This window comes from Ruegeria sp. C5 (assembly GCF_056537605.1).
In genome coordinates this window covers 248,657-275,012 of record NZ_JBQFRX010000004.1, presented here as the reverse complement: position 1 = coordinate 275,012, position 26,356 = coordinate 248,657, and the positions used below count along the sequence as shown (strand labels likewise).

At 56.7% G+C, this 26,356-nt stretch carries 31 protein-coding genes and 1 tRNA gene; 12 read left to right on the top strand and 20 right to left on the bottom strand.

Annotation, left to right across the window (positions count from 1 at the left end; genetic code table 11):
• Window positions 1-6: 6 nt before the first annotated feature.
• Window positions 7-1,419: an amidohydrolase family protein gene (locus tag ACR0AW_RS15775; protein WP_480439322.1), complete on the bottom strand. Its 1,413-nt coding sequence runs from the start codon at window positions 1,417-1,419 to the stop codon at window positions 7-9.
• Between the two features lie 124 nt (window positions 1,420-1,543).
• Here ACR0AW_RS15775 and ACR0AW_RS15770 point away from each other — a divergent pair, with 124 nt between their 5' ends.
• Window positions 1,544-2,548: an AraC family transcriptional regulator gene (locus ACR0AW_RS15770; protein WP_170733626.1), complete on the top strand. Its 1,005-nt coding sequence runs from the start codon at window positions 1,544-1,546 to the stop codon at window positions 2,546-2,548.
• 111 nt (window positions 2,549-2,659) lie between these two features.
• Here ACR0AW_RS15770 and ACR0AW_RS15765 read toward each other — a convergent pair whose 3' ends face one another.
• Window positions 2,660-3,001: a hypothetical protein gene (locus ACR0AW_RS15765; protein WP_480439320.1), complete on the bottom strand. Its 342-nt coding sequence runs from the start codon at window positions 2,999-3,001 to the stop codon at window positions 2,660-2,662.
• 440 nt (window positions 3,002-3,441) lie between these two features.
• Here ACR0AW_RS15765 and ACR0AW_RS15760 point away from each other — a divergent pair, with 440 nt between their 5' ends.
• Window positions 3,442-3,684: a TFIIB-type zinc ribbon-containing protein gene (locus ACR0AW_RS15760; protein ID WP_170408258.1), complete on the top strand. Its 243-nt coding sequence runs from the start codon at window positions 3,442-3,444 to the stop codon at window positions 3,682-3,684.
• 95 nt (window positions 3,685-3,779) lie between these two features.
• On the opposite strand, the gene ACR0AW_RS15755 is transcribed toward ACR0AW_RS15760, so the two are convergent.
• The 3 genes from ACR0AW_RS15755 to ACR0AW_RS15745 all read right to left on the bottom strand — a co-directional run bounded on the left by ACR0AW_RS15755 (window position 3,780) and on the right by ACR0AW_RS15745 (window position 7,386).
• On the bottom strand, window positions 3,780-4,574 hold the full coding sequence (locus ACR0AW_RS15755) for a hypothetical protein (protein WP_170733625.1): 795 nt from the start codon (window positions 4,572-4,574) through the stop codon (window positions 3,780-3,782).
• 77 nt (window positions 4,575-4,651) lie between these two features.
• The gene (gene uvrB / locus ACR0AW_RS15750) at window positions 4,652-6,838 is read right to left on the bottom strand and encodes an excinuclease ABC subunit UvrB (RefSeq protein ID WP_170733624.1); all 2,187 of its coding nucleotides are present in this window, start codon (window positions 6,836-6,838) and stop codon (window positions 4,652-4,654) included.
• Between the two features lie 77 nt (window positions 6,839-6,915).
• Window positions 6,916-7,386 (bottom strand): SRPBCC family protein, encoded by a 471-nt coding sequence (locus tag ACR0AW_RS15745; protein ID WP_170733623.1) that lies wholly within the window; start codon window positions 7,384-7,386, stop codon window positions 6,916-6,918.
• 154 nt (window positions 7,387-7,540) lie between these two features.
• Between ACR0AW_RS15745 and ACR0AW_RS15740 the strand changes: the two genes are divergently transcribed.
• Window positions 7,541-7,852, top strand: coding sequence for an ETC complex I subunit (locus tag ACR0AW_RS15740; protein ID WP_170395965.1), 312 nt, complete (start codon window positions 7,541-7,543; stop codon window positions 7,850-7,852).
• A gap of 13 nt (window positions 7,853-7,865) precedes the next feature.
• Window positions 7,866-8,348 (top strand): GNAT family N-acetyltransferase, encoded by a 483-nt coding sequence (locus ACR0AW_RS15735; protein WP_170408263.1) that lies wholly within the window; start codon window positions 7,866-7,868, stop codon window positions 8,346-8,348.
• Between the two features lie 102 nt (window positions 8,349-8,450).
• On the opposite strand, the gene ACR0AW_RS15730 is transcribed toward ACR0AW_RS15735, so the two are convergent.
• A tRNA-Arg gene (locus ACR0AW_RS15730) sits at window positions 8,451-8,528 on the bottom strand.
• A 211-nt stretch (window positions 8,529-8,739) separates the two neighbouring features.
• Between ACR0AW_RS15730 and ACR0AW_RS15725 the strand changes: the two genes are divergently transcribed.
• Window positions 8,740-9,450: an ORF6N domain-containing protein gene (locus ACR0AW_RS15725; protein WP_480588391.1), complete on the top strand. Its 711-nt coding sequence runs from the start codon at window positions 8,740-8,742 to the stop codon at window positions 9,448-9,450.
• A gap of 5 nt (window positions 9,451-9,455) precedes the next feature.
• On the opposite strand, the gene ACR0AW_RS15720 is transcribed toward ACR0AW_RS15725, so the two are convergent.
• Window positions 9,456-9,809 (bottom strand): MmcQ/YjbR family DNA-binding protein, encoded by a 354-nt coding sequence (locus ACR0AW_RS15720; RefSeq protein ID WP_170733622.1) that lies wholly within the window; start codon window positions 9,807-9,809, stop codon window positions 9,456-9,458.
• A gap of 100 nt (window positions 9,810-9,909) precedes the next feature.
• Here ACR0AW_RS15720 and ACR0AW_RS15715 point away from each other — a divergent pair, with 100 nt between their 5' ends.
• Window positions 9,910-10,140, top strand: a complete 231-nt coding sequence (locus ACR0AW_RS15715) for an aspartate aminotransferase (RefSeq protein ID WP_170396104.1) — start codon at window positions 9,910-9,912, stop codon at window positions 10,138-10,140.
• A gap of 66 nt (window positions 10,141-10,206) precedes the next feature.
• Here ACR0AW_RS15715 and ACR0AW_RS15710 read toward each other — a convergent pair whose 3' ends face one another.
• The 3 genes from ACR0AW_RS15710 to ACR0AW_RS15700 form a co-directional block, all read right to left on the bottom strand.
• Complete coding sequence (locus ACR0AW_RS15710; RefSeq protein WP_255612008.1) at window positions 10,207-10,650, bottom strand: excalibur calcium-binding domain-containing protein; 444 nt, start codon at window positions 10,648-10,650, stop codon at window positions 10,207-10,209.
• A gap of 72 nt (window positions 10,651-10,722) precedes the next feature.
• Window positions 10,723-11,130, bottom strand: a complete 408-nt coding sequence (locus ACR0AW_RS15705; RefSeq protein ID WP_170395959.1) for a universal stress protein — start codon at window positions 11,128-11,130, stop codon at window positions 10,723-10,725.
• Between the two features lie 65 nt (window positions 11,131-11,195).
• Window positions 11,196-11,522 carry an antibiotic biosynthesis monooxygenase family protein gene (locus ACR0AW_RS15700; protein ID WP_170395957.1) on the bottom strand — a complete coding sequence of 109 codons (327 nt, stop codon included), beginning with the start codon at window positions 11,520-11,522 and terminating at the stop codon, window positions 11,196-11,198.
• A gap of 155 nt (window positions 11,523-11,677) precedes the next feature.
• Between ACR0AW_RS15700 and ACR0AW_RS15695 the strand changes: the two genes are divergently transcribed.
• Window positions 11,678-12,340: a hypothetical protein gene (locus tag ACR0AW_RS15695; RefSeq protein WP_170514061.1), complete on the top strand. Its 663-nt coding sequence runs from the start codon at window positions 11,678-11,680 to the stop codon at window positions 12,338-12,340.
• 38 nt (window positions 12,341-12,378) lie between these two features.
• On the opposite strand, the gene ACR0AW_RS15690 is transcribed toward ACR0AW_RS15695, so the two are convergent.
• The 5 genes from ACR0AW_RS15690 to ACR0AW_RS15670 form a co-directional block, all read right to left on the bottom strand.
• Window positions 12,379-14,664 carry a glycosyl hydrolase family 28-related protein gene (locus ACR0AW_RS15690; protein WP_170733621.1) on the bottom strand — a complete coding sequence of 762 codons (2,286 nt, stop codon included), beginning with the start codon at window positions 14,662-14,664 and terminating at the stop codon, window positions 12,379-12,381.
• Window positions 14,665-14,800: 136 nt separating this feature from the next.
• A complete protein-coding gene (locus tag ACR0AW_RS15685) occupies window positions 14,801-15,202 on the bottom strand; it encodes a DUF4864 domain-containing protein (protein WP_170733620.1) in 402 nt (133 codons plus the stop codon).
• Between the two features lie 48 nt (window positions 15,203-15,250).
• Window positions 15,251-16,825 (bottom strand): lysine--tRNA ligase, encoded by a 1,575-nt coding sequence (locus ACR0AW_RS15680; RefSeq protein ID WP_170733619.1) that lies wholly within the window; start codon window positions 16,823-16,825, stop codon window positions 15,251-15,253.
• A gap of 187 nt (window positions 16,826-17,012) precedes the next feature.
• Window positions 17,013-17,417 carry an alpha/beta fold hydrolase gene (locus ACR0AW_RS15675; RefSeq protein ID WP_480439315.1) on the bottom strand — a complete coding sequence of 135 codons (405 nt, stop codon included), beginning with the start codon at window positions 17,415-17,417 and terminating at the stop codon, window positions 17,013-17,015.
• On the bottom strand, window positions 17,384-17,878 hold the full coding sequence (locus ACR0AW_RS15670; RefSeq protein ID WP_480439313.1) for an alpha/beta fold hydrolase: 495 nt from the start codon (window positions 17,876-17,878) through the stop codon (window positions 17,384-17,386). Before ACR0AW_RS15670 ends, ACR0AW_RS15675 begins: the two co-directional genes overlap by 34 nt.
• A 281-nt stretch (window positions 17,879-18,159) precedes the next feature.
• Here ACR0AW_RS15670 and ACR0AW_RS15665 point away from each other — a divergent pair, with 281 nt between their 5' ends.
• Entirely contained in the window at window positions 18,160-18,582 is a 423-nt protein-coding gene (locus ACR0AW_RS15665; protein ID WP_170395941.1) for a tellurite resistance TerB family protein, read from the top strand.
• On the opposite strand, the gene dacB is transcribed toward ACR0AW_RS15665, so the two are convergent.
• The 3 genes from dacB to ACR0AW_RS15650 form a co-directional block, all read right to left on the bottom strand.
• Entirely contained in the window at window positions 18,579-20,057 is a 1,479-nt protein-coding gene (gene dacB / locus ACR0AW_RS15660) for a D-alanyl-D-alanine carboxypeptidase/D-alanyl-D-alanine endopeptidase (RefSeq protein ID WP_170733618.1), read from the bottom strand. The genes ACR0AW_RS15665 and dacB overlap by 4 nt on opposite strands.
• Before the next feature lie 67 nt (window positions 20,058-20,124).
• Entirely contained in the window at window positions 20,125-20,745 is a 621-nt protein-coding gene (locus tag ACR0AW_RS15655; RefSeq protein WP_170733617.1) for a nicotinate-nucleotide adenylyltransferase, read from the bottom strand.
• Between the two features lie 32 nt (window positions 20,746-20,777).
• Window positions 20,778-21,248, bottom strand: a complete 471-nt coding sequence (locus tag ACR0AW_RS15650; RefSeq protein WP_170395935.1) for an MOSC domain-containing protein — start codon at window positions 21,246-21,248, stop codon at window positions 20,778-20,780.
• 138 nt (window positions 21,249-21,386) lie between these two features.
• On the opposite strand from ACR0AW_RS15650, the gene ettA reads away from it, so the two are divergent.
• Window positions 21,387-23,054, top strand: coding sequence for an energy-dependent translational throttle protein EttA (ettA, locus tag ACR0AW_RS15645; protein ID WP_170733616.1), 1,668 nt, complete (start codon window positions 21,387-21,389; stop codon window positions 23,052-23,054).
• Between the two features lie 52 nt (window positions 23,055-23,106).
• A complete protein-coding gene (locus ACR0AW_RS15640) occupies window positions 23,107-23,643 on the top strand; it encodes a hypothetical protein (RefSeq protein ID WP_170514035.1) in 537 nt (178 codons plus the stop codon).
• Between the two features lie 290 nt (window positions 23,644-23,933).
• On the opposite strand, the gene ACR0AW_RS15635 is transcribed toward ACR0AW_RS15640, so the two are convergent.
• Window positions 23,934-24,482, bottom strand: a complete 549-nt coding sequence (locus ACR0AW_RS15635) for an REP-associated tyrosine transposase (RefSeq protein ID WP_170512969.1) — start codon at window positions 24,480-24,482, stop codon at window positions 23,934-23,936.
• A gap of 327 nt (window positions 24,483-24,809) precedes the next feature.
• Here ACR0AW_RS15635 and ACR0AW_RS15630 point away from each other — a divergent pair, with 327 nt between their 5' ends.
• Together ACR0AW_RS15630 and ACR0AW_RS15625 are read left to right on the top strand one after the other, a co-directional pair.
• Window positions 24,810-25,016 (top strand): cold-shock protein, encoded by a 207-nt coding sequence (locus ACR0AW_RS15630; RefSeq protein WP_010442474.1) that lies wholly within the window; start codon window positions 24,810-24,812, stop codon window positions 25,014-25,016.
• A gap of 167 nt (window positions 25,017-25,183) precedes the next feature.
• Entirely contained in the window at window positions 25,184-25,738 is a 555-nt protein-coding gene (locus tag ACR0AW_RS15625; RefSeq protein ID WP_170733615.1) for a L,D-transpeptidase, read from the top strand.
• Here ACR0AW_RS15625 and ACR0AW_RS15620 read toward each other — a convergent pair.
• A complete protein-coding gene (locus ACR0AW_RS15620; RefSeq protein WP_170733614.1) occupies window positions 25,735-26,349 on the bottom strand; it encodes an SOS response-associated peptidase in 615 nt (204 codons plus the stop codon). The genes ACR0AW_RS15625 and ACR0AW_RS15620 overlap by 4 nt on opposite strands.
• Window positions 26,350-26,356: the final 7 nt, after the last annotated feature.

The following is a 26,356-nucleotide window of genomic DNA, read 5'->3' as shown; positions in this document are numbered from 1 at the left end:
GACAGGTCAATCCAGCGTGTTTTTGTAGATGACGCCGTCCTTCATGATCAGGCGGATCGTATCTGGGCTTTCAGGCCTCGGGTCGGCACCGAACCATTGATCTCCCGTGCCAACAACCGAGAAGTCTTCAAGTGGGTTACCATCGATGAGCAGGATATCCGCATAAGCTCCTTCCTCGATAACGCCCAGTTTTCCGGCGGTATACGGGTTCATAAAGTCACCTGACAAAGCGACCACCTCACCACCCGTCGATGTCAGCGTCACCATCGACGTGTAGGGTCCAAAAAACTCATTGTTCAGGTGCTTCTCGTAGGCAATCTGGATATTGCATGCCTCGACCGAACCAACACAGTCGGTCTGGAACCCTCGCTTCACCGGGCATTCCTTCATATTGTCGATGTAGCCTGCAAATGTGGCCGAGGCGGACTTTGCTTTGGCAAGACTCGACGGGACATTTGCCACTGCAGGAATATCTAGCAATCCGGGATCGAAGGCCGTCAGGTTGGTGGTAATGTATGCCCCTTTTTCGTTCATGACTTGGGCAATTTCACAGTCAAACGAGAAGCCATGTTCGATCGACATCACACCCGCGTCTAGCGCGCTCAGGATTGCTTCCTTCCGATAGGAATGCGCCATGACATAGCTGCCATACTCGTTTGCCACCTGTACCGCAGCTTTGATTTCCTCAGGCGATCCAGCCAACAACTGCCACGGATCGAAGGCCGAAACGACGCCACCAGATTGCATGAACTTCAACTGCGTCGCGCCCATGCGGAAATTGTTGCGTGCGAACTTGTAAACGTCATCAACACCGCTAATTTCCTGCGCCAAGTTCAGCCTGCTCATGTTTGTTTCAGACCCGGGCGGTGCAGTGAAATTCGCGAAGTCAGCGTGACCACCTCGCGTTCCGATAAATGCACCAGATGGAAAGTAACGCGGGCCGTCAATTTGGCCTGCGTCAATTGCGCGACGTAACCCGCCATTGGCGCCACCCGCATCCCTGACTGTGGTGAAGCCCTGCATCAAATACATCTCGGCCATCCGTGCACCGTGTATGGCAAAGTCCTCCCACGTTGTGTTGGCCTCCATCGCAGGTAACGTCGGCCCCATCAGCATGAGGTGCGCGTGCAGTTCAATAAACCCGGGGGTCAGTGTCCGTCCCTCTCCGTCAATGACCGTAGCATTGGGGGCATCGATCGCTTCGGTTGATACGGCCTTAATCAGATTACCCTCGACCAATACGCTGGCATTCTCGATACGCTGTTCATTGACGCCATCGAAGACATGCACGTTGGTAAACAACGTTTGAGGTTCTTCTTGATCCTGAGCATGCGCGGACGTTGAAAAAGAAAGAGCTGCAGCGACAATTACCGTCGAGCAAAGGGACAATCGTAGGCCGGACATAAGTACTCCCTTCATATTCGTGTTTTGCAAACTGTAGTCCGGAAAATCTTGGCTCGGTTGCCACTTTCGAATTAGGATGTTCGAATGTGATTGAAAAAATGGCCACTTCTTAAAACTAATCCAGACAAGGGTGACGAGCTTGCCTTTCAACTCCACCTCTCAAGAGCATAGCGAGGGCTTTATTCGCCTCTCCTTAGCTGCTCCGTTCCTGCAATATCTCACCGAACGTAAGATCAATCCGCAACCAGCATTGGATCAGGTCGGCCTGAAAGCCGAACTGTTGTCTGACCCAGCCGTGTTCGTGCACTCAGAGTTGGTCTATGGTTTGGTAAATGCCTTCTCAGAAGTATCAGGGGATCGATACCTTGGACTGAAAGTAGGGGAGACGTTTGACCTGCAAGAGTGGCCTCCGTTCGCTCAGGCCCTGCAATCGACAAAGACGCTGTTCGAGTTCTTTACCCGTTTCGTGGGGCTTGTACCGCAGGAATCCAATTCTGTGCGACACAGCCTTGTCGTAGAAGCGGACAAAGCGACTTATCGAATCGAAAGGCAACAAGAGCCTACTGTGCCGCCGATTCAGGTGACCGGTTTTGGTGCCGCAATCTATGTACGCCTATTGCAGACCGTCGTCGGGGATGCCTGGGATTCTTCGCGTGTGCGATGGGAAAGCAGATACATCAACGGACTACCTATCGACTACAAGGGGATCGAGGTCGGCCTTGGGACCGATCCCGGAATGCAGATTAGTTTCCCTGTAGAATGGTTGTTTTTGCACCATGTCTCGGAGGGCTCTGCCAAGCCCATCGCCTCACCGCGACAAAATGAAGAAGTAACCGTAGTAGCTGCTTTGCGATCTGTTTTACGCGATAAGCTGGATGAAACCGATTTGGGACCAGAGGTGGTGGCTGGATTGTTGGGAATACAGCCGGAACGGTTTCTTAGGGCGCTTCAGCAGCAAGGCACAACGCTGCCCCGCGAAATCAAACGGCTGCGTGTCGATGTCGCCAAGGAACACCTCGGAGAAGACAAAATGACAATAGCTGAGATCGGTCTGATGCTCGGCTACTCCGACAAATCCCATTTCACACGCTTTTTCAGGGGCCAGACCGGAATGACACCGACCAAGTTCCGCCTTGGCTCGTAACTATGTTGCAAATGCGCGGATCGACAGGGCGAACTCGACCTCGCAACAAAAGCAAAGGCGCGACCAGACTGCCGTCCCGACCGCGCCTTAAACCATTCTATTCGAACGCCATTATTGGCCCGTGGTCTCTACGCACGTTCCCTTGCCCCATCCTGACTTGCTGCCAGAGGCAGAGTAATCAAACGTGCCCTTCTCAGGGTGAACGTTATAATTCAGCGTGTAATCCTCACCGACATACAGATAGGTCAGGGTGTCGAGACCGGGAAACACATCCACATCCTTGTCGATATCCCCGATCGTGATGTGGCCCTTCTGCTGGCCATCATACTTCACAAGCCGAGCGGCCATTTCCGGGTGTTCCGCATCCGGTGCCTCACATTCAAACACCCGCTCCTCAGCGACTGCGACTGCGGCTGCGGGCAATAGGGCAAGAAGAAGAGCTGCCTTTTTCATTGATTTCCAATCTGTATTCGATCTGTTGCACTGCGGCGGCTATTGACGATTTTGGGCGGAATTTTGTCCAAACTCGGGTCGTTCTGCGGTCTCGTTGCACGCATCTCGTTAGACCAATTCACGTTTGGGTTTCGCCTGCGTTTTGAGGTGAGCCCTAAGCACATTTCCATCGCGTTTTGGGGAGTATCCAACCCAGCATTGAGGGCTCGAAGACAGAGACAATGGGTCTATGCACCCATCAGCTGCTGAGAAATTTCTTAGGGTTCGTCATGGCAACCATTTGGAACCTTAATTTGTGAATTCCAATGCTGAAGGGGGCAGCGCGGGACCGGGCCAACTCTGCCCTATAGCTTTGCCCATAGCGGGACGTGCGGTCGCAGCGGGGTGAAAATCCCTGCGCGCGCTCCCATCTGTTCAGGACAGAAAAAGGAGAGCGTCTGATGCAATGTCCGATTGATGGAACTCAGCTGGTAATCACCGAGCGGAGCGGGGTCGAGATTGATTATTGTCCGCAATGTCGTGGCGTGTGGCTGGACCGTGGAGAGCTGGACAAAATCATCGATCGCTCTGCCGACCATACGCCGCCGCCACCGCCGCAGCGGGGTTATGATGACCGATCAGATCACGGATACCGTAAAAAGAAGAAACGCGGCGGCTTTCTTGATGAGCTGTTTGACTTCTAAGACGTTGGCACCGTGATCTGAGAGGGTTTTATCGGTTGTTGTATGGTCACGGTGGGAGATGGGTGCGAGCACCCATCCTACGCTTGCTGATCATATTATTCGGAATCGGAGATATCAGGCTCTTCGCCGATATCTATCGCAGTTAGCAACTCATACCCTTTACTAGAAATTGCGTCTTTTTTCTTCTCGAGTAGCCCCATGTCTCTCAGTTCCGCAATTGCTGCACTATACTCTAAGAATTTCTTTCTGTTGGGAATCTGAAAAGAGTTACCGGACATAATTACCTTGTATTTACCTTCATAATCACTCAAACGGAATGCCCCGCTTTTATCGCGACTAACATATTTCAAAAACTCCAGCGCTGACTTAGAGACGCTCCCGATGGATGTCGTCGTCGGCAGTTCTGGTTCGTTCACGCGCCGTTCTTCTTCAAGCTCCGCCTTAAGTTCCTGTCCGCCGACCGTTGCAGCCTCCTCAAGACGTTTAGCTGCGTCAATTTTTGCTCTCTCTTGAGTTGCCTGAAGGTTCGCTTCGGCCTCAACTCGTACTAGTTCTGTTGAAATCTCTAAGATCTTCAATTTGTGCGCGGCGTTGTGTTGAATCTCTTTCATCTTTCCATTCGGACCCTGTGCCCACCATGTTCCGAGAGTCCGTAGCCACGGCGTCGCTAGTGCTAGCGCTACGCCTACAACAATGGGGATGACGGCAAGGGAAACTAGAGATGTATTGGCGTCAAAATAAAGAAACTTTTGTCGAACCGGTCGGTCGGCAAACAAGAGGTACCAGACGGGTTGCCAGTTGACTGCAAAAAAGCTAAGCGCAATTGATCCAATGAAGGGACTCCGCAGGCGTTGTGACCAAGCTTCTGACAAGTCTTTAAAAAACTCCAAACTTTAATCTCCAACGCGTACAAAATATGCGCAAGATATAGTTGTATCGGATGGCGTCAATACCATCTAGGGAGTTCTCACCGCTTCCGTCTCTTCACATTCCCACCCCGCTGCCCCGGCCTGCCAGCCGTTGACCGCCCGCGCGATTTCACGGCGTCTTCCGAGGCTTTCTCGACTGCCCATTGGCGGGCCATGGGGTCGTCGGCGACGGCCAGATCGACCGCTTCCAGACGTTTGATCTCATCCCGGATGTTGGCGGCTTCTTCGAATTCAAGATTCTCGGCGGCCTTGCGCATTTGCTCGCGCAGCCCGTCCAAGTGCGCTTCCAAATTCGCGCCGTGCATCGGTTTGTCGATGGTGGCGGTGACGCGGTTCATGTCGACATCGCCTTCGTAGAGACCGGCCAGAACGTCCTCGACATTCTTTTTCACCGTCTCGGGAGTGATGCCGTGTTCCTCGTTATAGGCGAGCTGCTTGGCGCGGCGGCGGTTGGTTTCGCCCAAGGCGCGCTCCATCGAGCCGGTGATCTTGTCGGCATACATGATCACCCGCCCGTCAGCGTTCCGGGCGGCGCGGCCGATGGTTTGGATCAGCGAGGTTTCCGAGCGCAGGAAACCCTCTTTATCCGCGTCCAGAATGGCGACCAGCCCGCATTCTGGGATGTCGAGCCCTTCGCGCAGCAGGTTGATGCCGACCAGCACGTCGAATGCGCCAAGCCGCAGGTCGCGCAAGATTTCGATGCGTTCCAGCGTGTCGATGTCCGAGTGCATGTAGCGCACTTTGATGCCCTGTTCGTGCAGGTATTCGGTCAGGTCCTCGGCCATGCGTTTGGTCAGCGTTGTCACCAGCGTGCGGAATCCGTTGGCGGCCACCTTGCGCACCTCGTCCAGAAGGTCGTCCACCTGCATCGACACCGGGCGGATTTCAACCTCTGGGTCCAGTAGACCCGTGGGGCGGATCACTTGTTCGGTGAAGACACCGCCGGTCTGTTCGATCTCCCACTTCGCCGGGGTGGCCGAGACAAAGACGGATTGCGGGCGCATGGCGTCCCATTCCTCGAACTTCAGCGGGCGATTGTCCATGCAGGATGGCAGGCGGAACCCGTGTTCCGCCAGCGTGAACTTGCGCCGATAGTCGCCACGGTACATGCCGCCGATCTGCGGGACGCTGACATGGGATTCATCCGCGAAGACAATCGCGTTGTCCGGAATGAATTCGAACAGGGTTGGCGGCGGTTCGCCCGGCGCACGGCCCGTGAGGTAGCGTGAGTAGTTCTCGATCCCGTTACAAACGCCGGTGGCCTCGAGCATTTCCAGATCGAAGTTCGTACGCTGTTCCAGCCTTTGAGCTTCCAGCAGCTTGCCCTCGCCGACCAGCTGATCCAACCGGATGCGGAGTTCCTTTTTGATCCCAATGATCGCTTGATTCATCGTTGGCTTCGGCGTGACGTAGTGCGAATTCGCATAGACCCGCACCTGCTCCATCGTTGCCGCGCGTTCGCCGGTCAGCGGGTCGAACTCGGTGATGGTTTCCAGTTCCTCGCCGAAGAACGAGAATTTCCAAGCACGGTCCTCAAGGTGGGCCGGCCAGATTTCCAGGGAATCGCCACGCACCCGGAAGGACCCGCGCTGGAAAGCCTGATCGTTGCGGCGGTACTGTTGGGCGACCAGATCAGCCATCACCTGCCTCTGGTCATACTCATGACCCACCTTCAGATCCTGTGTCATCGCTCCATAGGTCTCGACCGAACCGATACCGTAGATGCACGAGACCGAGGCGACGATGATCACGTCATCGCGTTCCAGCAGCGCCCGAGTGGCCGAGTGGCGCATTCGGTCGATCTGTTCGTTGATCTGGGATTCTTTTTCTATGTAGGTGTCGGACCGCGGCACATAGGCTTCGGGCTGGTAGTAGTCATAGTACGAGACGAAGTATTCCACCGAGTTCTCAGGGAAGAAGCCTTTGAATTCTCCATAAAGCTGCGCCGCCAGCGTCTTATTTGGCGCCAGGATGATCGCAGGCCGCTGCGTTTCTTCAATCACCTTGGCCATGGTGAAGGTCTTGCCCGTCCCGGTCGCACCCAGCAGGACCTGATCTCGCTCACCATCATTCACACCGCCTGCCAGCTCTTTGATCGCCGTCGGCTGGTCGCCAGCCGGTGCGAACTCGGTATGCATGACGAACTGCTTGCCGCCCTCCAGTTTCAGACGCGCGCGCACGTCGTCTGCGGTCAGTTGAGTCTTGTCGGAATGGGCATAAGGCATGGGCGGGCTCCGGGTCAGGCCCCTACATTTGTTCTTATTTTGTCCATCTGCAAGGGCTGATCTGGATTCATTTTCAGCTAAGCGGTCCGGGGTTGGGCGTCGGGGTGCGTTTGAACCTTCGCCGCCAAGGCCGACAGGTTCTCGGCCAGCACGCGGCCCATCATGATCTTCAACAGGGTTTGTCCCATTAACCAGCCCAACGGTCCATATTTCATACGAAAATCCATACTCCAGATAACACGGCTGCGCGTGTCGGACAGCCGTGTGATGGCAATCGCCGCCTGTGCTTCGCGCAGAGGCATCGCCATCTGCGACAACCGCACGGTGTAGCCGCGGTCAACCTGCCAATCCATCACCTCTTCGACCAATGATGTGCCGTTCGCGAAGTGACACCGGCGCTGTGACCCAACACCATCCGATCCGGCAGTCAAAGCATCAACCGATGTCACCTGCGGGGCAAACTCATCGATATGCATAAAGCGGCGGAGGATAGCCCAAATCTCATTGGGTCGGGCGTTGATGTCGAGGTGGCGTTCTTGGTGAAGCATCCTGCTGTCCTTTTATGTCTGCGCGCTTTCTACCCCGAACTAATGACAATACCTGTCATTAGGCAGTCCATGCGACCCGCGACAATTGTCATCTTGTCCCGGCGCGCGCTCTGACGCATAAACAGCTTCAGCCAAGTGAGTACGGAGAGGCGACATGCGCGCACGGATTTACCAGCCTTCGCGAAACGCGATGACCTCGGGGATGGCCAAAACCCGCAAATGGGTTCTGGAATACGCCCCGGCTTCTGCGCGTGAGGTCGATCCGCTGATGGGCTGGACCTCGTCCAATGACACCCAAACGCAGGTGCGTCTGAAGTTCGATACCAAGGAAGAGGCGCTGGACTATGCCAAAGACAACGGCATCGACGCGCAGGTATGCGAGCCGCACAAGCGCAAGCCGAACCTGCGGGCGCGCGGCTATGGTGAGAATTTCGCCACTGACCGGCGCGCTCCCTGGACCCACTGACAAGGCCCTGTGAATGATCGACATCCGCCAAGCAGACCCCGGCGCCAAGGATCTGCGCCCGATCATTCAAGCGCATCTCGCCCATAGCTGGGACGCGACACCGCAAACCTCAAATCATACGCTGGACATTGATGCCCTGCGCGAGCCGGGCATTCGCTTTTGGGCTATTTATGAGGCGGGTAAGCCCTTGGGTTGTGGTGCGCTTAAGGCGCTGCCGGATGGCACTGCCGAAGTTAAATCGGTGCACGTGGTTGCTGCTGCGCGCGGCCGAGGATTGGCGCGTGTGATCATGAACCATCTTGCCGATCTGGCCCGAGCCGAGGGCGTTTCCGCACTTGTCCTGGAAACTGGCGCAAATCATCTCTCGGAATATGACGCAGCACGCAAGCTATATGAAACATTGGGATATTCCTATTGCGGTCCGATCTACGGCTATGACGCCGATCCAAACAGCGCGTTTATGCGGTTGGACCTTACGTCCAGCCCAAAACGCTGAGGGAAAAGCTGAATGCACCCGCTTGGTGCAGTCTGACCGACCGCTTTGAATTCAGATATAAGGGCCGTACCCTTGCCCCGTTTCGAAAAACATCTGAAAAAATGGCGAGCCGTGGAGGACTCGAACCCCCGACCTGAGAATTAGAAGTTCCCTGCTCTAATCCAGCTGAGCTAACGGCCCGGTCTTGTTCCGTTTGTATCAGTCAATCCATTAGGATTGTCAACTTGATAGAGGGCAAGCTTGTTCTTTCAAAAAGGTTATTTCCATCAGGGTATTGGCCGAATCTGGCAGACCTCTCGGCAAGAGACATCGAACCTACCTGCAGTTCAAACTTGCAGCCCAGCGCGCCCTGCGTCACGTTTGAAATCACAAATTGTGATTCCAAACGGATATGATGACGAACCCGGAAAACCTGCCCAGCCCTCAAGAGGTCCAAAACGCCATTCATCGGGTGCGCGGGGTACGCGTGGTTCTGGCAGAAGATCTGGCGCAGTTTTACGGAAAATCCGTCAGCGCCTTCAATCAGGCCGTCTCGCGCAATAAGGATCTGTTCGAAGGCTACCGCTTTCAGCTTTCCGACGCAGAGGTTGCGGATTTGCAATCACAGAATGTGATCTCAAAACCCGAAGGCCGCGGTGGCCGACGGGTCAATCCGTGGGTCTATACCGACTACGGCGTAGCTATTGCCTCGACTTTGTTTAAAGATCCGCGCGCGATCAGGATCACGCGGATGATCACCGAAGCCTTTGTTGACGGCACCAATGCGCTAGCGGAAACCCCGCGCAGCCCGCCTGAGATTCTGCCACCGCAAAATGCCCCTACGCCGTTGCTTCCAAATGGGGATCAACTGCGTGATCTGGCCGAAAACATCCTTGATTCCGGACAGCAAAGCCTTGTGGACTACATCGCCAATCCCACCACCAAACGGCAGCAGGCGGTGGCAGTGATCATGAAGACCCTCGCTGAAACGGCGGGCGAAGAGGTTCGCACACAACATGACCGTCTGCGCCTGAGCATCGCCGAACGGCTGGCCAGCGGAGACTATGCCGACGATGATGACCGGAAAAAACTGCTTGAGCTGCTGCACGCCATGAAAGACTGACCGCCTTAAAGGCCCAGCTCTGCCCGCGCCTTTCTGGTCAGCTTAGCTACGACCAGATCGTATGAGATTACAATATGATCTCGCAGCGACGCGTCGCTCATGCCACGTTCATCGTAAACCTGCAGCCATTTCATACCTCGCGATGCCAGATAGGGCGCTGGGCGGATACCTGGCTCATCTCCGAGGACCTCAAAGGCAAGATCGGTAGCCTTGAAGGTAAACGCATCCTTTCCGTCGTTCCAACCACAGATGGCAAAGACTTTGCCGCCTACTTTCCAGACATCTGCTTTGCCCCACTGCACGACATGGCTGGTGGCTTTGAGGTCCGAGCAAAAGGCATTGAATTCATCACGAGTCATCGCGGCGACTGTGGCGCTCTGGTCAGGACAAGGCAAGACCCGCTTTGCGGGCGCAACTTTCTTTACCCGGCATTAACCTCGCTGCGCCAAATCATAGGTGATGTATAACTGCAATTCTCCCCTCTCGCCTGAGGTTTGGCTCAGTGATCTATTCGCCTCCAAGGCGGTGCAGCAAGGTGGCGTAATCCGTCGCAAGGCGCGCGATATAGAGCGCTTTGCCGGGATGGAGCGTTTTATGGCCGAAATCAATCGTCGCGGTTATCAAGTGGCGGAAAACTCGGGCCAGATCGTAATCTTCTGCAACCGCGCACCCGTGCGTTGGCTCACCTGAGCCACGCAACGCTTTCTTGAAAAGAAAGCGCCCCGAAATCTTTTCAAGATTTCGCCCCCCACCGATTCAAGGCTTCAAAAACTTTGCCGTTCCGACAGTGCGCTGTTTCGGGGTCTGAAGATTCCGGGGATTGGCTTGGATATCTCCCGGCATCGCGACATTGCGTGGTTTCTGCAAGGCAAACGAGCCACAGGCGACACCATCGCCATCGGGGTCATTGCGCTTATGATATCCGGGCCTTCCTTCGCGAAAAGGCCCGAAACCCAGCATCTCCACCGCATCACACCCAGCCAGCGCCACCAGATGGATCACCGCTTCATGACGTTCGTAGTCTGAAACGCGCAGGTAGACACCGATTGCGATCATTCCTGTGGTTAAGGGCAAGGCCAGCACCATCAGTAGAATACGCACCGGGGACAGAGCCTGCCTGCGCAACGCGTCTGCCCGCCGTTGCCGCCGTGTAAGACGAGGGTTCGGATCGGTGTCTTTCGTTTGTTTCCCGGTTGTCATGCCATAGGCCTTACACGCGGTATGTGGCAAAGCCATGGCCGCAATCGGGGTCGGCTTGGAAAAAGCTCGACCTTATCGCACCACATGCACGGCACATTTGGCGTGGCGCACCACATGGGTCGCGGTTGAACCCAACAACAGGTCCTGCATCCCCGGGCGGTGCGAAGCCAAGATGATCAGGTCGGGCTTATTCACTTCGGCCCAGTCCAGAATCGTTCGCCCGGAATGGCCTTCAACCACCAGCCCCTTCGCATTCGGGACGCGTGCCGCCAGAGCATCAAGCTCGGTCTGAATGGCCTTGCGGGCTTCGGACAGATACTCGGCAGGCATGTACGAGATCGCATAATCCGGAATGTGCTCTACCACATGCAGCAGCGTAACCGCAGCCTCGGGCGTCGACAGTAGTTCTGCCAGCTTCAACGCTGCCGAGCTGTCCCGTTCGGCATCAAAGGAAATGGGAACAAGAATGTTATGATACATGGCTCGCGCCTCCGTAGTTGTGCCGCTATACTGCGCGACCGGTGGCGGCCGTGCATTGACTCAGATCAGGTCTCACCGAATGTCTCGGCGACGTCGTACATCACTGGTTCAAAGCTCTTGCACAGCTCGTTAACCCTGCGATTCCGCTCTCGCATCTCCGGTGTGCGCAACATCGCCAGGAAATCCTCGCGGCGCTCCCATTGTGAATAATTGGCAATCCGCGTCTGGGCATCATTCACATGCAATCCGGCTGAAATGAAACCCGGCTGTTTCGAAATGAACTCGGCATAAGCATCGGTCAGCGCCTCAAGAAGGTCCTGGCAGGTTCCGGGGGTCATCTCGAAGGTGGTGATGACAGTCTGATAGCTGTTGGTTTTGGAAATCTGCGGCATAAGGCTCCTCCTTTATAGCTGACCCGAGCCTAGCACAGCTTTTGAAAACGCCACCCTTTTCCTGCACATAGACAATGTTTTTGGATCAAAAAATCTTTCTCAAAGATGAACAAGAAACTAACCATCCGTTAACCATGTCTGCCGATGCTGCCCCCATGGCTCGTCTGGTTCTCGTCATTCCGCTGCTTTTTATGGTGTGCACTCCGGCATGGTCCGGTGCGTGGCTCCGCGAGAAGGGGTCAAGCTTCACCGCGTTATCTGTGACCGCTTTCAAAGAGGAAGACGTCTACAAGTACAAATCCTCGCTTTATACCGAGTGGGGATTGCGGCCGAAACTCACGATCGGACTGGATGCCGAGGAGCATCAGGATTTGTATGGGCACGCGCTGGTCTTTGCACGCGTGCCGGTTGCAGACATGGGGTCAGCAGGGCGTCTGGCGGCCGAGTTCGGCGTTGGCGCACACCATCGCCAGTACAGTAGTTGGGCAATGTACAAAGCAACACTTTCCTACGGCAAAAGCATTCAAACCGGATTGGGAGGCGGATGGATCAATGTCGACGCAGCGCTCGAAAACCGCACCCATGAGGCAGTGATCCGCAAATTGGATTTCACGGCCGGTCTGTCCTCGGGTCGACGGTTTGACCCGCTCCTGCAGATCGAAACTTCTTATGTTTCGGACCGACCATGGTACTGGAGGGTGCGACCTTCGCTGATGTATCGCCCAAAGACGGGCAGACTCACCTGGGTTCTGGGTGCCGAGCGCAATTCGGCTGATGATAACATCGGGATCAAATTTGGATTGTGGCGCAGCTATTAGAGATGGGCCGCCTACATTCAGGCGGCCCACCACATCAATCAGGTATCAATCCGCAGAATGGTCGAAACCGCACCACGCAAGCCTTCGGACCAGCGCAGGCGGATATCGCTCTGGCCCGATCCCTGTCGCAGCTCGACATATGGCGCGGTATATCGCACCGCATTCAACGATGTCCTGAGGCTTCCCAGAGCCACAACCGCATCACACCCGCGCGCCCTGCCCCCGAACGGCAATTGGCCCTGCGAACTGACGGTCCAGGCTGATGACGGTGAGCTTTGCGTGTGCTGCAGCCGCAATGGATTGGCGCAAGGCGTATCGATGCCGTGGAACGTATTGTTCTCGAAACACACCCTCTTGTGCCTTTCCGGGTCGAGATCGGCAAAACTGGTATCGACCCGGTCCACTCGGTCAATCCGCACGTTGTTGACGCGGAACTTGTTGCCGGTCACGGTCAGCCCGTTCAGGAAATGCCCCGTGCCATGGGGGCGGATCACCAGATAGCTGAACCAGGGGGCAACATCGCTGGCATAAAAGATGTTATCCGTGATGCTCAGCGCGCTGAACGAGAAGCTGGTGAAGTAATCCGGGTTGGCATCGTGTTCGTTGGTCCATTCGATAAAACAGTTATCGACATAGTTCTCGGCGATGGACGAACTGTTATAGCCGCCGATGATCACCAACCCGGCGTTGCGCACCCCGTTCGCGACGTTGTCGCCCTGGAAGAAGTGGTTGCCCAGCACCAGATTGTTGTCGCCGCTCAGCACCGCGAAATGATGGAATCGCGTGGCCCGGTTGTGGCGCAGCTTGACGTCGTTGGCATTGGCGTTCAGCGCGATTGAGCTTCGGTCCGGCACGTCCAGACTTTCCTCGGTCGATAGGAACTGACAGCCATCGATCAGCATCCCCTGACATCCGCGCCCGATTGATGTGATACCCCGGTCCTTCGGGCGACTGATGAAACAGTCTTTCAGTACAAAAGTGTTCCCGCCCGGAGACAGCCGGATCGCGCTGCACCGACCGTTACACTGGAACTCGATCCCTTCCATGTTGAACTTCTGCAGCGCACTGAAACCGCTGAAATCTAGCAGGTACTTGAACGATGTGAAGGTGAAGGTCTGCGTCCCTGCGGCATCATAAGTCGGCGCACTCAGCGTGATTTCACCGGTGCTTTCGTTTTTCGACCGCACATAAACCTCACGCCCGACCCCGCTGCCGGTGACCAGCGAACCCACCGGTATATTCACCACATTGGCCACGTTGGTCAGCGTATCAGGATCAGACGGGCTGTAGGTCGCGACCGAGGTGAAGGTTTCGGTATCCCAATTCGAGCTACTTTTGACGTCAAACTGCCCGTTGCGCACCACTCGACGGGTGGCATAGCCCGTCCGGTTCGGCACTGCTGCCGCCATATCGATGGGCTCGGTCACTGCGATCTTGCGCCCGCCCAGATCCAGCGATTCATGGTCCGAGCTGTTCAGCAACGCCTGAAACGCCTTTTTAAACGCCAGCATTTCATCACCAAAGGCGGTGATATAGGTGGGCAGATCGAAATTCTTGGTCAGCAGCAGCATTTTGTCGACCGGCATCGTGACGGTGCCGTCAAATGCGACCTCGGACGCCATGTTAGTGTTCTCTTCCAGCCGGAACTCACCTTGCGGAATATAAACCTTGCGCCCGTTCGCTGCCTGATCCGCCGCCTCAAACGCTGACGAGTCATCGGTGACCCCGTCACCCACAGCGCCGAAATCGCGCACGTCGACCAGACCAATCAAATCGCGCAGGAAGACCGAGGTCACATCGGTGATCTCGATATCATCCACCCGCACCACCGCGCCGTTGGTGCCTTCGATATCCAAACCAAAGTGTCCATAAAGCGCCGCATTGCCCCATGGCATGTCCACGCCGGGGCGCAGGCCCGTGCCCACGATGGCCGTCACCTCATGCACGGTGCCATAGCCGGTCAGCTGCACCGCCGGACCCTGCTCGGCCAATCCGTCCACATGCGCATCTCCGGCTCCTCCGGCCCAGCCGGCAATCCGCACCTCGGGAAGCGGCCCGCTGATCGCCTTCACCCGCGCCTTGATCTGCAAATAGCAGCCCGGCAACAAAGGTGTCTGCCCCATATAGCGCAGCCGCTGAGGTTCTGCCGTCTTATAAATCTCCAGACAGCCTGCGAAATCCGCATCCGCCGGAACGAACACCCCCGTCCCCGACCCCTCATAGGTCGGAGAGCCCGGCGTGCCGTCGCCACTGGACCAGACCCCAAGACCAGCCGCATAGGCGGGCGGCATGAACACGATGCCGTCGGTGATTGCCTTGTTCATGTAAAATCCCTTTCCCAATCGCGCCAAGCACGCGCGCCAAAACCCGATACTGCCCGGGCCCTGAGCCCAAGCGCTTGGGTCTGAGTATCGAAAAGGGATTAATCGCGGCTCTTACCACCGTGACGATGGTGTTGCATCAGGCCGCCGGGTCGGTGTTGCCCAGCAACTGTACACCGTTGATCTTCCAGCCGTTTTCCTGCCGGATCATCTGGTAGTCCAGCAAATGCACGCGTCCGTCACCATCAGTGATCATGACCTTCTGCCACAGGGCTCCGCTAATCTCGCGCAACTCCAGAAACCTCACATCCGCAGGCCGCCAGACCATAGGATAGCCACGGCGCACCATGATCCCGAAATTCTCGGGATCGCCGAACAGCCGCTGGATATTGGGGCTGGCAAAGGTGAAGGCGGTGGCAAAGTCATCCGCCTTGAAGGCCTGTATCTGCGCCGAGATATTGGCCTCAATCTCGTCACTCTGAGCAAAAGCTCCGGATGCCAGTCCGGCACTCAGGGATACAGCAAGCAATAGTCGACGCATGGGGCCACCTCCTGATGCAAGGGTAGCCCCACACTGGATCAGGTCAAATCAGACCAATTCCCCGGCCAGCGCCTTGTCGATCAGCGCAATCGTCTCTGGCACGCCATACAGCGCGATGAACCCACCGAACCGAGGCCCCTGCGACGCCCCCAGCAGCACCTCATACAGCGACGTGAACCAGCCGCGCAGCGGGTCAAAGCGATCGCGACCAACCGCATATACCACAGATTGCAACGCCTCGTCTTCCACCGGCCCGTCGTAGGCCTCCAAGGCAGCCTTCAGCGCCTCCAGCGCCTCACGCTCCTGATCCGTCGGCGCGCGGTGTTGGCGCGTCGGTTTGACGAAATCGTTGAAATAGCGCACCGCAAAGCCCGCCGCCTGATCCAGGTCAGGATGCGTTTCGGCCGTGGCCTCTGGTGCATAGCGACGGATAAAGCCCCACAGCGCCTCTTTATCCTCGGCTCCCGAAACCGACGCCAGGTTAAGAAGCATCGCAAAGGGCACCATCAGCGTGGATTCAGGCACATTCCCACCATGGATATGCCACACAGGATTGTTCAACTGCCCCTTCAGGTCCTGCACCGGATAAGCCCGCAACTGCTGATGATACTCATCATAAGCTTTCGGGATCACATCGAAATGCATCCGCTTCGCCGTTTTGGGCTTCTGATACATGAAATAGGCCAGCGACTCGGTCGGTGCATAGGTCAGCCATTCGTCGATCGACACGCCATTGCCCGAGGACTTTGATATCTTCTGCCCGTTCTCATCGAGGAACAGTTCATACGAGAAATGCTCAGGCGCACGACCTCCCAAAGCCCGGCAGATCGCGTCATAGATCTTTTCGTTGGTGGCATGTTCCTTGCCATACATTTCGAAATCAACGCCCAAAGCGGCCCAGCGCGCGCCAAAATCAGGCTTCCACTGCAGCTTCACATTGCCGCCAGTCACGGGCAGCGTCCATTCCTTGCCATCCTCATCGTCGAAAGTGACAGTGTAGGTCTCGGCGCAAACCTTCTTCATCGGCACATACAGAACCCGCCCGGTCTCGGGGTGGATTGGCAGGAAGATCGAATAGGTCTGCTGACGCTCTTCGCGCAGGCTTTTCAGCATGATCGCCATCACGTCATCATACTTTTCGACGGCACGCTTGAGGATCTCGTCAAACTGGCCCGAGCGATAAAACTCACGCGCCGAATAGAACTCATACTCGAACCCGAAGGTATCGAGGAACCGGCGCAGCATGGCATTGTTATGTTCACCAAAGCTGTCATGCGTGCCAAACGGATCGGGCACCGAGGTCAGCGGGCATTGCAGATAATCCTGCAGCGCCTCAGGATTCGGCACGTTGGTCGGCACCTTCCGCATCCCGTCCAGGTCGTCCGAGAAACAGATCAGCTTGGTGGGGATATCCGACAGCGCCTCAAACGCGCGCTTGACCATCGTGGTCCTCGCGACCTCACCAAAGGTGCCGATATGCGGCAGACCCGAGGGGCCATAGCCCGTCTCAAACAGCACATATCCCTTCTCCGGAGCGCCCTGCTTATACCGTTTGAGCAACCGCCGCGCCTCTTCAAACGGCCACGCCTTGGACGTCATCGCGGTTTCACGCAGGTCAGACATTTGGATACTCCATCGGGAAACGTGCCAGACACCCCATGCGCCCGGACCGGCCCCTGTTATTGTGCAGGTGCAGTATGAGTCAATAAAGGGTGGTGATTTTCATGCCTCTATGAGCATGAATACCATGCCATCAATATCTGCTCTGAATTACGAATGTCCGCAACGTGGGATTGCCGCCTTTGACTTGCTAAGACAAACTAGCGACCGCGCCGACAAATTCGGTCCACCGCTCGCGATCCACAAAGCCATAATGTCCCGCACCCGACCACTCATGCGCTGTGCAGTCGCGAAGTTCGGAGCAAAGGTGTCGCGGCATATCCGGCGAGATAATGTCGTCCGCCGTACCATAATACATTTCCACCGGTTGCTGGATGTCACCTGGCGAAAAGCCCCAGTCCCAAAGAGCCATCGTCATTTCGAAAACTCCTTCCTCGTGTTGCAGATAACCAAGACGAAAGTTTTCTTCGAACAAGGCTTGCTGCTCTGGATTGCGGAGCATTGTTTTGGCTTCATTGGGCATTTGGTCAACGACAGACTCCACATATGAAGGGATGTCTTTCAAAGCACTATTAGCGCCAATACGCTCTGCCATCGGATCAGTAAGCTCAGGTGGCGCAATTTTGCGATGGTTTTCAGATCCTTCAGTACCAGCATCTTGGTGACACCGGGCTCATCGAATGGTGCCACAGGAGAAGCGAGCGCAACTTTACGCACACGTTCAGGCATGTGAAATGCTACAGCCAAAGCGTGGGGGCCGTCTCCGGAATGGCCCGCTACATTGAATGTATCGAGGCCAAGTTGATCCGCCAGATCCTCCATATCAGCGCCCCAATCCACCATTCTCCGATCCTTCTTCGGGCTCGACCCTCCAACACCCGGTTCGTCGGCAGAAATCCAGTGTACGCCGAGCGAAGCGGTCAGACTGTCGTCAGGATGACGAATTACGTGAGAGTCGGAAAACCCATGGCTGAAAATCACTGGAGTTCCATCTGGGTCGCCGTAAGTGCTGAATGCAAGCGTTCTGCCATCTCTAAGAGTTATATGATTGGTCAAGTTGTTCTCCAAAAACGAAATAACTTTGTGTGGTGAGTTCATTGGACTGCTGGCATAGATTTAATCCAAGAGTACGAGCCGATCTCACCTCTTTTGCACCATAACTATTGGTCCGCATAATGAAACGCCGATGTCAGATTGAGTTTTCAACGGACGTTTACATCAAAGCCGAAATCACCCACCTTCATTGATCGCATTCATTGCACCCCAAAACTACCAGTTGAACCTCCCCGCACCCGCTCCTATCGTGCGGCAACAAACGTTTCATTCAGGACGACACCATGACCGAGCAAACCCCACATCCGATGTCCCCGCAGGATTGCCTTGTGGCGATCATGGTGGCGATTTCCGCCTCGGACGAGAACATCCGAACCGCAGAGCTGGTCAAGATCGAAGGCGCGGTCAACATGCTGCCGGTGTTCGCGGGTTACGATATCGACCGAACCCGCCGCGTCTCGCAGATCGTGTTTGATCTGTTTGAGCAGGTGGACGGGCTGGATGCCCTGTTCGGACTGATCCGTGACAACCTGCCCGAACGCCTGAACGAAACCGCCTACGCGCTGGCCTGTGATGTGGCCGCCGCTGACGGCACTCTGGCCGAAACCGAACTGCGTCTGCTGGAAGAAATCCGGTACGAACTCAGCATCGACCGCCTGCACGCTGCCGCTATCGAACGCGGGGCACGGGCGCGGCATACAACCTAGCTACCGTAGAGCGTACCCCAACGCTCAATCAGATTGCGTTGCAATTTGCGAGACCGCCGGTTCCAAGCCCGCGCGCCGTCCGGGCGCTCGCGCGACGCACGCGGGATCGTGGCGCGGTGCGCGGTGTCGGCTGTGAAGATCGCAAAGGCCAGATCCACTCCATCTGCCGTTGTCATGTAACCGCCAAGACCCGAGACGAAGTTCAAAGTACCCGTTTTTGCATCGACCTTGATCGGATGATCCTTGACCGGCTGCCCGTTTTTGTCGGCCAGCGTAAAGGACCGAAGCAACGGCCGCAGCTCCTCTGACTGCCCCGCCGCCACCAGCGTATTGACCAGACCGGCGGGGGCCATACGTGAGGAACCGCTAAGTCCGGAATGATCGACCATCGCGATCCCATCCGCGCCAAAACGCTCTGCCGCCCATAGGTTCATTTCTGCGGCCGAGTCCTCAAGGCTCTGCGGCGCAACCCCGCGCGCCTTGGTGGCCGCCAAACCCACCATTTCGGCGGTTATATTGGTCGAATATCTCAGCATCCCCTTCAGGATGCTTTCCAACGGATCGCTCTGATGCACCACCAGTTCGGTCCCTTGCGGTGCTTGCCGCGTCACCTGCACCCGGCCCAGCACGATCCCATTCACGCGTGCCAGCGTGCGGAACACATCTCCGGCATAAAGCGCAGGCTTGCGTACCGGCAGCCAGCGTGCCCCGCCATTGCCTAGCGCGCCTTTGGCCACGGTCCAGCGATCCTGTCGCGCGCTTGGCTGATAGGTGTAAATCGGCAGGCTGCGGCTCTCGACTCGCATCGATGCCATATCTACCGAAGGCGTATAATTCGCGCTGCGCGCATCCATGGTTACATCATAGCCGGTGCCCTCGCGTTTCCACTCGAAATGCACACGGTTGAAATTCAGGGAAATCCCGCTGATCGACGGGCTATAGCCCAGATGATCCGGCTGCCCCGGATCAATGCTGAAGACGTAGGGCAGCGCACCATCATAGACCTTGAACGCGCCCTTCACCTCGGTGATCCCGGCCTTGCGCAGATTGGCTGCCATTGTGGCCAGCGCGTCTGTATCCAGCAGCGGATCACCGCCACCCGCAAGGATCAGGTCGCCTTTCAGAATACCATTTTCCACCGCTCCATCCGCGATCAAGCGCGTTTCGAACCGATACTCCGGACCCAGCACATCCAGCGCATAAAGCGCGGTCAGCGCCTTGGCGACGCTGGCTGGTGGTAGGCTTTGGCCCTCGCCGAACACCTCCAGCGGCGTTCCGGTTTCCACGTCGGCCACGGCAAAAACAACCTCGCCCTTCAGCCCCGCCGCCTTAACCAGCCGCTCAGCCCCGTTGGGTTGCGGGCCACGCAGCACAGGGCGCAGAGACACCAAAGGCGCCTCGGCCAGACCTGTGCCCGGAACCAGAGACGCCCCTAATCCACCCAGAAACAAACGACGCGAAATTCGATCGACCATGGGTCTATTAGAATCCCAGAGCTTAAATGCAGACAATCACTTGATTAAGATTATGCGCCAAGTGGAGTCATTCGGGCAACACCCCATCGCTCCAATTCCCGCGATTGCGCAACTCGGTCGAACTGACGTCAACCATCGGCACGTTCACAAAACACCACGCCGGAGCATCCGCCCGCCCCAGCAAATGCCGCGCCTGCCCGTCGATACGGTACTTGGCATAAAGCCGAGCCGCCGGAGACATCCGAGCAGAAATCCGGTCCCCAGGCCGCGCCACAACGCCCACCGGCACGCTGTCCATGATCTGTCGCCAATCTTTCCAGCGGTGAAACTGCGCCAGATTGTCGGCCCCCATCAGCCATACAAACCGAACCTGCGGATAAAGTCGCCGCAACGCCGACAGCGTATCCGCCGTCGCCCGCGTCCCCGTCAGCGCCTCAATATCCGTGACCTCAACGCGCGGATGCTGCATCACATCCCGCGCCGCCGCCATCCGCCGCGCCAAAGGCGCAGGCCCCCGCTCCTTCAACGGATTGCCCGGCGACACCAGCCACCACACCCGATCCAGCCCAAACGCCTTCATCGCCTCACGCGTCACATGCACATGGCCTTGATGCGGAGGATCAAATGACCCTCCGAACAACCCCACGACCTGCCCGGGCCCCGCATATGGAATGGTACTGCGTTCCATCCTCTGCTGATGTTCAGAACTAAGAGGTGTTGTCAATCAATCGGCTGCACCACATCGCCAAGCCTGACTTGCCCCGGTTGCACTACTTCGGCACACCATCCCCCATGCCCCCGCACAGCAGAATAGCCGCCTTTGCCCAACGCCTCCTCCATCCGACTGCACGGAGCGCATATCACGGTAAAGCGCAAAACGGCCTCCCCGACCTGCACCTCCCGCCCCTTTAGCGCCGCCAGATTGATCCCCGAAACCACCAGATTGCGCCGCAGGATCTCAGGCTTAACCGATCCTTGCCCCAGATAAGAGCCAATCGCCGCCAGATGTTCCTGCTGGATCAAAGTCACCGCCCGCTTGCCCGCCCGGCTGCGGTCGCCGTCGAGCCCATCGGCTGAGACCCAAACCTCGTTGCGCCCATCCAATTCCGCTCTGCGGCCAGGACGTACACCGATCCATGTCACCCGGCCCGGTTGCGCCCAACCGGCAATCAGTTCCGCAAGTTCTGCCAAAACCCCACCACTCCTTGTCGTGTTGGTTCTACCGGATCAAACGACCACAGAAAATTCACAAAACCACCAGCTTGCCCCGCCCGCTCGCCTCGGATATCCAGCGTTCCAACTTGATTTCCCCGACCCAGAGGACGCGACATGGCTGCCTATCAATATGTCTACCACATGCAGGGTGTCTCCAAGACCTATCCCGGTGGCAAAAAGTGCTTTGAAAACATCCACCTGAGCTTCCTGCCCGGCGTGAAAATCGGTGTCGTCGGCGTCAACGGCGCGGGTAAATCGACGCTGATGAAGATCATGGCGGGCCTCGATACGGACTTCACCGGTGAGGCATGGGCGGCCGAAGGCGCCAAGGTCGGCTATCTGCCGCAGGAACCTCAGCTGGATGAATCGCTGACCGTCCGCGAGAACGTCATGCTGGGCGTGGCCGCGAAAAAGGCCAAGGTCGACCGGTTCAACGAGATTGCCATGGAGATCGCCGAGAACTACTCGGACGAGCTGATGGAAGAAATGACCACCCTGCAGGACGCGATCGACGCGGAAAACCTGTGGGACCTCGACAGTCAGATCGATGTCTCGATGGAAGCGCTGCGCTGCCCACCGGACGATGCCAACATTGCCAACCTCTCGGGCGGTGAAAAACGCCGCGTGGCGCTCTGCAAGCTGCTGCTCGAAGCGCCCGATATGCTTCTGCTCGACGAACCGACCAACCACCTGGACGCCGAGACCATCGCCTGGCTGCAACAACACCTGATCGACTACAAGGGCACCATCCTGATCGTCACCCACGACCGCTATTTCCTGGACGACATCACCGGCTGGATTCTGGAACTCGACCGGGGTCGCGGCATTCCCTACGAAGGCAACTATTCCGCATGGCTGGAACAAAAGGCCAAACGCCTCGAACAGGAAGCCCGTGAGGACAAGTCCAAGCAGAAGACCCTGCAGCGCGAGCTGGAATGGATGCGTCAGGGCCAAAAGGCCCGTCAGGCCAAATCCAAGGCCCGGATCAACGCCTATAACGAACTGGCAGACCAGTCCGAACGCGAAAAGCTGACCCGCGCCCAGATCGTCATCCCCAACGGCCAGCGCCTCGGCGGCAAGGTGATCGAGGTTGAGGGCCTTTCGAAACATATGGGCGACAAGCAACTGATCGAAGGGCTGGACTTTGCCCTGCCCCCCGGCGGCATCGTCGGCGTCATCGGCCCCAACGGTGCCGGTAAATCGACCCTGTTCAAGATGCTCACCGGTCAGGAACAACCCGACAGCGGCACCATCACGCTGGGCGACACGGTCGAGCTGTCCTATGTCGACCAGTCCCGCGATGACCTTGCCGACAACGATACCGTGTGGGAGGCGATCACCGGCGGTGCCGAGATCATCCAACTGGGCGACGCGCAGGTCAATTCCCGCGCCTATTGCTCGTCTTTCAACTTCAAGGGCGGCGACCAGCAGAAAAAGGTATCTTTGCTGTCAGGCGGTGAGCGCAACCGCGTCCACATGGCCCGCCTGCTGAAAGAGGGCGGCAACGTCTTGCTGCTCGACGAACCAACCAACGACCTCGACGTCGAAACTCTGCGCGCGCTGGAAGACGCACTGGTCGATTTCGCCGGCTGCGCCGTCGTCATCTCACACGACCGCTTCTTCCTCGACCGGATTTGCACGCATATTCTGGCGTTCGAGGGCGATGCGCATGTGGAGTGGTTCGAGGGCAACTTCGAAGACTACGAAGAGGACAAGAAGCGCCGTCTGGGACCGGACGCGCTGGAGCCCAAGCGTTTGAAGCATAAGAAGTTTGCGCGGTGAGGCTGGATGCGGGTCGTATTGTTGAAGCAGCAGAAATGGCGATGCTTTCTTAATGATTAGGTTTGCGACGCGCTGCGCACAGATTTCTGCTTTCCTAGTTTGCGGCGCAAGTGGCGCATTGGCTGAAGCGCCAAAGAGGGTCACCACCTTTGCCGCGCCAGCGGATTTCACCTATTTCTTGCAGAAGCACGACGGTGAGCAGGAAAAGTTTGATTTCTCAGACAAATGGGTAGATCCAGAAATGTCTGATGTGATTGTTGCTTTCATCGAAAACCGCGAAGACATCGATTTTGTTCCGGCAAAACTGTACAGTTCATTCCAAACTGTCTTGTCAATTGTTGATACGCATTTCTATCAGTTATCGAGCAGGGTTTTCGGCGAAACGTTGGACTCTGACGTTTACATTGTGTCTGTTTCCAGATTGCACGACAAGTTGGTTGAGGACGGATTTTCGATAGAGCAGGCTCAAAAGGGTGCATTTGTTTCCTGCTTCGCAGCTGGCTTGGTCGAGGATTTTTATCGCCGAGGAAATCTAGATGCAAACCATCGCAAAATCGGTGACACATGTGCGGAACTTCTAGAAAAATAGCAAGTAGGCCGGGCTTCAGCCCGGCAAGCCGCGCAACAGCCGCGACTTCGCCAATATCGGCCATCGCATTGCACCAACCCATATAATCGGCTTGCGGGTCTAGATGAATGCCGGGCTGAAGCCCGGCCTACAAACCACAACCGCTGTTTGAAGCATACGTCGCAAGCGTAGGATGGGGTTTCACCCCATCTCTCACTCAACGATCATACCCGAAAACTCGCACGATCTGTTCCCGCGCACCAAACCACTTGCAAACTCCAACCTCTCAAATGATGGGGTAAGACCCCAACCTACGGCTCTCCGAACGTGCCATCGGTGACCACACCGCTCCACTCCGGATCAACCCGACCTGCACGAATATCGCGATGGATTGACGAATACGGCCAATCGGTGGGGCGCTCGACCAACCCGTGCTTCACCGGATTCCCCCGACAATATGCCATATGATTGCGATAATCCGTTTCATCCCGAATTGCATGCTCCCAAAACCGGCGCTGCCAAATCCCGGCATCCCCTTTCGCAATTTTCGAATCTGTGCGTAAGGTGGGGTTCCACCCCACCACTCCCGACGCCTTCACCCCACGCGTAAACCGCGCCTTAATCGCACCCCACCGTGTCGAATAATCCGCATCCCCCGGCGGCAAGGTCCACACCGCGTGCAAATGATCCGGCAACACCACAAGCGCATCGCACCAGAACGGCCGCTCCCTCTGGGTCACTGCAAAGGCGGCCCGCAAATGCGCCACCTCTCGCACCAGCAAATCCGACGACCGGTCGGCCAAAGACACGGTGAAAAAATACTTGGCCCCGGGAATGCGGACGCGTCGATAATCGCTCATGCTGTAACTTGATCATGACGAGGGTTAACGGATTCTGAATGCCACTCCGACGCGCCAGATAAATAACCGGACCTTATCAAAGCTCTGCTAACTAATAACCAGAACCATCGGCGGATTTTTGTACAAGACGGACGATTCCGCCTCAAACCCTTGTACAATCCATACAATCCGCCCTTGCCACACCGTCTGACCGATGCCATATCCAAGAGGCTTACGTTTTTCTATTTCGACCTGCAGTCTCCTTCTACGGCGCTCAGTCTATCGATACAGACAACGACGCCGGGCTGCCGCATCCACGTGGGCAGCACTAAACAGGAGACAACGGATATGCCCGCAGGCACCGTAAAATGGTTCAACACCACCAAAGGCTATGGCTTTATCGCACCCGAAGATGGCGGCAAAGACATCTTCGTACACATCTCGGCTGTCGAGCGTTCGGGCCTCACCGGTCTGGCCGACAACCAGAAGGTCACGTACGAGCTGCGCGCTGGTCGTGACGGCCGCGAAAGCGCCGACAATATCGAACTGGCCTAAGCCATTCAAAGGGCGGGATTTTTCCCGCCCTCTCCGCTATGCCCGCGCCCCGTGTGTGGCATAGGGAATACATCACAATCGGGTTATTCCTCCCCGGTGATTGACCAAATCCGCTATCATTTCAAAACTAGCGTTATGATTTCTTTGGTCATTTGAGGGATGTCGCCATGTTCACACGCCGCGTATTTCTGGCCGGTACTGCCGTCAGCCTGCTTCCGGGCGTTGTCAGCGCCAAGAAAGCGCTCGAGTATGATCCCACGCCACAATTCGTGCGGGTCAAAAAGCAATTCCTACCCGGTCAGCTGCTGGTCGTTCCCCGTTCCTTCTACCTTTATTACATAACCGAACCCCGCAAAGCGATCCGCTATGGCTGCGGCGTCGGCAAAGCCGGACTGGAGTTTACAGGAACCGCAACTATCGACGTAAAGAAGGAATGGCCCACCTGGCGACCGACCGATGAGATGATCGAACGCGACCCGGTGGCCTATGGTCGGTTCAAGGACAACGACTATGTCCAACCCGGAGGGAGCGATAATCCACTGGGCGCGCGCGCTTTGTATCTGTTCCAAAACGGAGTCGACACCTATTTCCGCATCCATGGCACCACACAACCGCAAACCATCGGTCGCGCGGCCTCGAACGGCTGCATACGGATGCTGAATGAGCATGTAATCGATCTGTACAACCGGGTGCCGATTGGAACCGTGGTGACCGTGGTCTAAGCCGCCGACCAATCCACATCGTCGGCTTGTTCAATCCTCAGGCGACCTTTTGGCCATGGGCGCATCAGCTTCTGTGCCTCTTCTTCGGATCCATGTAACCAGCAATCCACATCCTGCGACCCCAGCAACACACCCATACGGTGGTGGATCGGCTTTACATCGGCATTTGGCTCGCAGGTGACTGCGGCGACCTGATCCACACGCTGCCCACCAGGGGCCTCCCAACTATCCGTAATTGCAGCAAATAACAGCGGTATGCCATCCTTCGCTGCGATACGCCATGCAGTTTTGCGCCGTTTCTCTCCGGTCCACTCGTACCAGCCATCAACTGGTATAACTGCGCGCCCAACACCTTCGAATGCGCTTTTGTCAAAAACCGTTTCAGAGCGAGCGTTGATAATGGTCTCCATCACCGGACGTCCGCGCGCATTGACCCTGCCGACCGGGATCATCCCCCATCGCATCATCTTCAAGCCTTCACCGGTCAATACCGTCACCTCCTGACCCGGTTGAATATTTCTGCGCGGGGGCTGAGGCCCTACGTTATCTTTCACATTCAGGAACTTAACTATCTCGCCAATTGGTCGTGTGAGAAAAAACCGGCCTGGCATAGGACCC

Coding starts and splice junctions, on each gene's coding strand:
- ACR0AW_RS15775 (WP_480439322.1), bottom strand. CDS start 1,419: ATGAAGGGAGTACTTATGTCCGGCCTACGATTGTCCCTTTGCTCGACG.
- ACR0AW_RS15765 (WP_480439320.1), bottom strand. CDS start 3,001: ATGAAAAAGGCAGCTCTTCTTCTTGCCCTATTGCCCGCAGCCGCAGTC.
- ACR0AW_RS15760 (WP_170408258.1), top strand. CDS start 3,442: ATGCAATGTCCGATTGATGGAACTCAGCTGGTAATCACCGAGCGGAGC.
- uvrB (WP_170733624.1), bottom strand. CDS start 6,838: ATGCCTTATGCCCATTCCGACAAGACTCAACTGACCGCAGACGACGTG.
- ACR0AW_RS15745 (WP_170733623.1), bottom strand. CDS start 7,386: ATGCTTCACCAAGAACGCCACCTCGACATCAACGCCCGACCCAATGAG.
- ACR0AW_RS15740 (WP_170395965.1), top strand. CDS start 7,541: ATGCGCGCACGGATTTACCAGCCTTCGCGAAACGCGATGACCTCGGGG.
- ACR0AW_RS15735 (WP_170408263.1), top strand. CDS start 7,866: ATGATCGACATCCGCCAAGCAGACCCCGGCGCCAAGGATCTGCGCCCG.
- ACR0AW_RS15725 (WP_480588391.1), top strand. CDS start 8,740: ATGATGACGAACCCGGAAAACCTGCCCAGCCCTCAAGAGGTCCAAAAC.
- ACR0AW_RS15720 (WP_170733622.1), bottom strand. CDS start 9,809: ATGACTCGTGATGAATTCAATGCCTTTTGCTCGGACCTCAAAGCCACC.
- ACR0AW_RS15715 (WP_170396104.1), top strand. CDS start 9,910: ATGTATAACTGCAATTCTCCCCTCTCGCCTGAGGTTTGGCTCAGTGAT.
- ACR0AW_RS15710 (WP_255612008.1), bottom strand. CDS start 10,650: ATGACAACCGGGAAACAAACGAAAGACACCGATCCGAACCCTCGTCTT.
- ACR0AW_RS15705 (WP_170395959.1), bottom strand. CDS start 11,130: ATGTATCATAACATTCTTGTTCCCATTTCCTTTGATGCCGAACGGGAC.
- ACR0AW_RS15700 (WP_170395957.1), bottom strand. CDS start 11,522: ATGCCGCAGATTTCCAAAACCAACAGCTATCAGACTGTCATCACCACC.
- ACR0AW_RS15695 (WP_170514061.1), top strand. CDS start 11,678: ATGGCTCGTCTGGTTCTCGTCATTCCGCTGCTTTTTATGGTGTGCACT.
- ACR0AW_RS15690 (WP_170733621.1), bottom strand. CDS start 14,664: ATGAACAAGGCAATCACCGACGGCATCGTGTTCATGCCGCCCGCCTAT.
- ACR0AW_RS15685 (WP_170733620.1), bottom strand. CDS start 15,202: ATGCGTCGACTATTGCTTGCTGTATCCCTGAGTGCCGGACTGGCATCC.
- ACR0AW_RS15680 (WP_170733619.1), bottom strand. CDS start 16,825: ATGTCTGACCTGCGTGAAACCGCGATGACGTCCAAGGCGTGGCCGTTT.
- ACR0AW_RS15675 (WP_480439315.1), bottom strand. CDS start 17,417: ATGGCAGAGCGTATTGGCGCTAATAGTGCTTTGAAAGACATCCCTTCA.
- ACR0AW_RS15665 (WP_170395941.1), top strand. CDS start 18,160: ATGACCGAGCAAACCCCACATCCGATGTCCCCGCAGGATTGCCTTGTG.
- dacB (WP_170733618.1), bottom strand. CDS start 20,057: ATGGTCGATCGAATTTCGCGTCGTTTGTTTCTGGGTGGATTAGGGGCG.
- ACR0AW_RS15655 (WP_170733617.1), bottom strand. CDS start 20,745: ATGGAACGCAGTACCATTCCATATGCGGGGCCCGGGCAGGTCGTGGGG.
- ettA (WP_170733616.1), top strand. CDS start 21,387: ATGGCTGCCTATCAATATGTCTACCACATGCAGGGTGTCTCCAAGACC.
- ACR0AW_RS15640 (WP_170514035.1), top strand. CDS start 23,107: ATGATTAGGTTTGCGACGCGCTGCGCACAGATTTCTGCTTTCCTAGTT.
- ACR0AW_RS15635 (WP_170512969.1), bottom strand. CDS start 24,482: ATGAGCGATTATCGACGCGTCCGCATTCCCGGGGCCAAGTATTTTTTC.
- ACR0AW_RS15630 (WP_010442474.1), top strand. CDS start 24,810: ATGCCCGCAGGCACCGTAAAATGGTTCAACACCACCAAAGGCTATGGC.
- ACR0AW_RS15625 (WP_170733615.1), top strand. CDS start 25,184: ATGTTCACACGCCGCGTATTTCTGGCCGGTACTGCCGTCAGCCTGCTT.
- ACR0AW_RS15620 (WP_170733614.1), bottom strand. CDS start 26,349: ATGCCAGGCCGGTTTTTTCTCACACGACCAATTGGCGAGATAGTTAAG.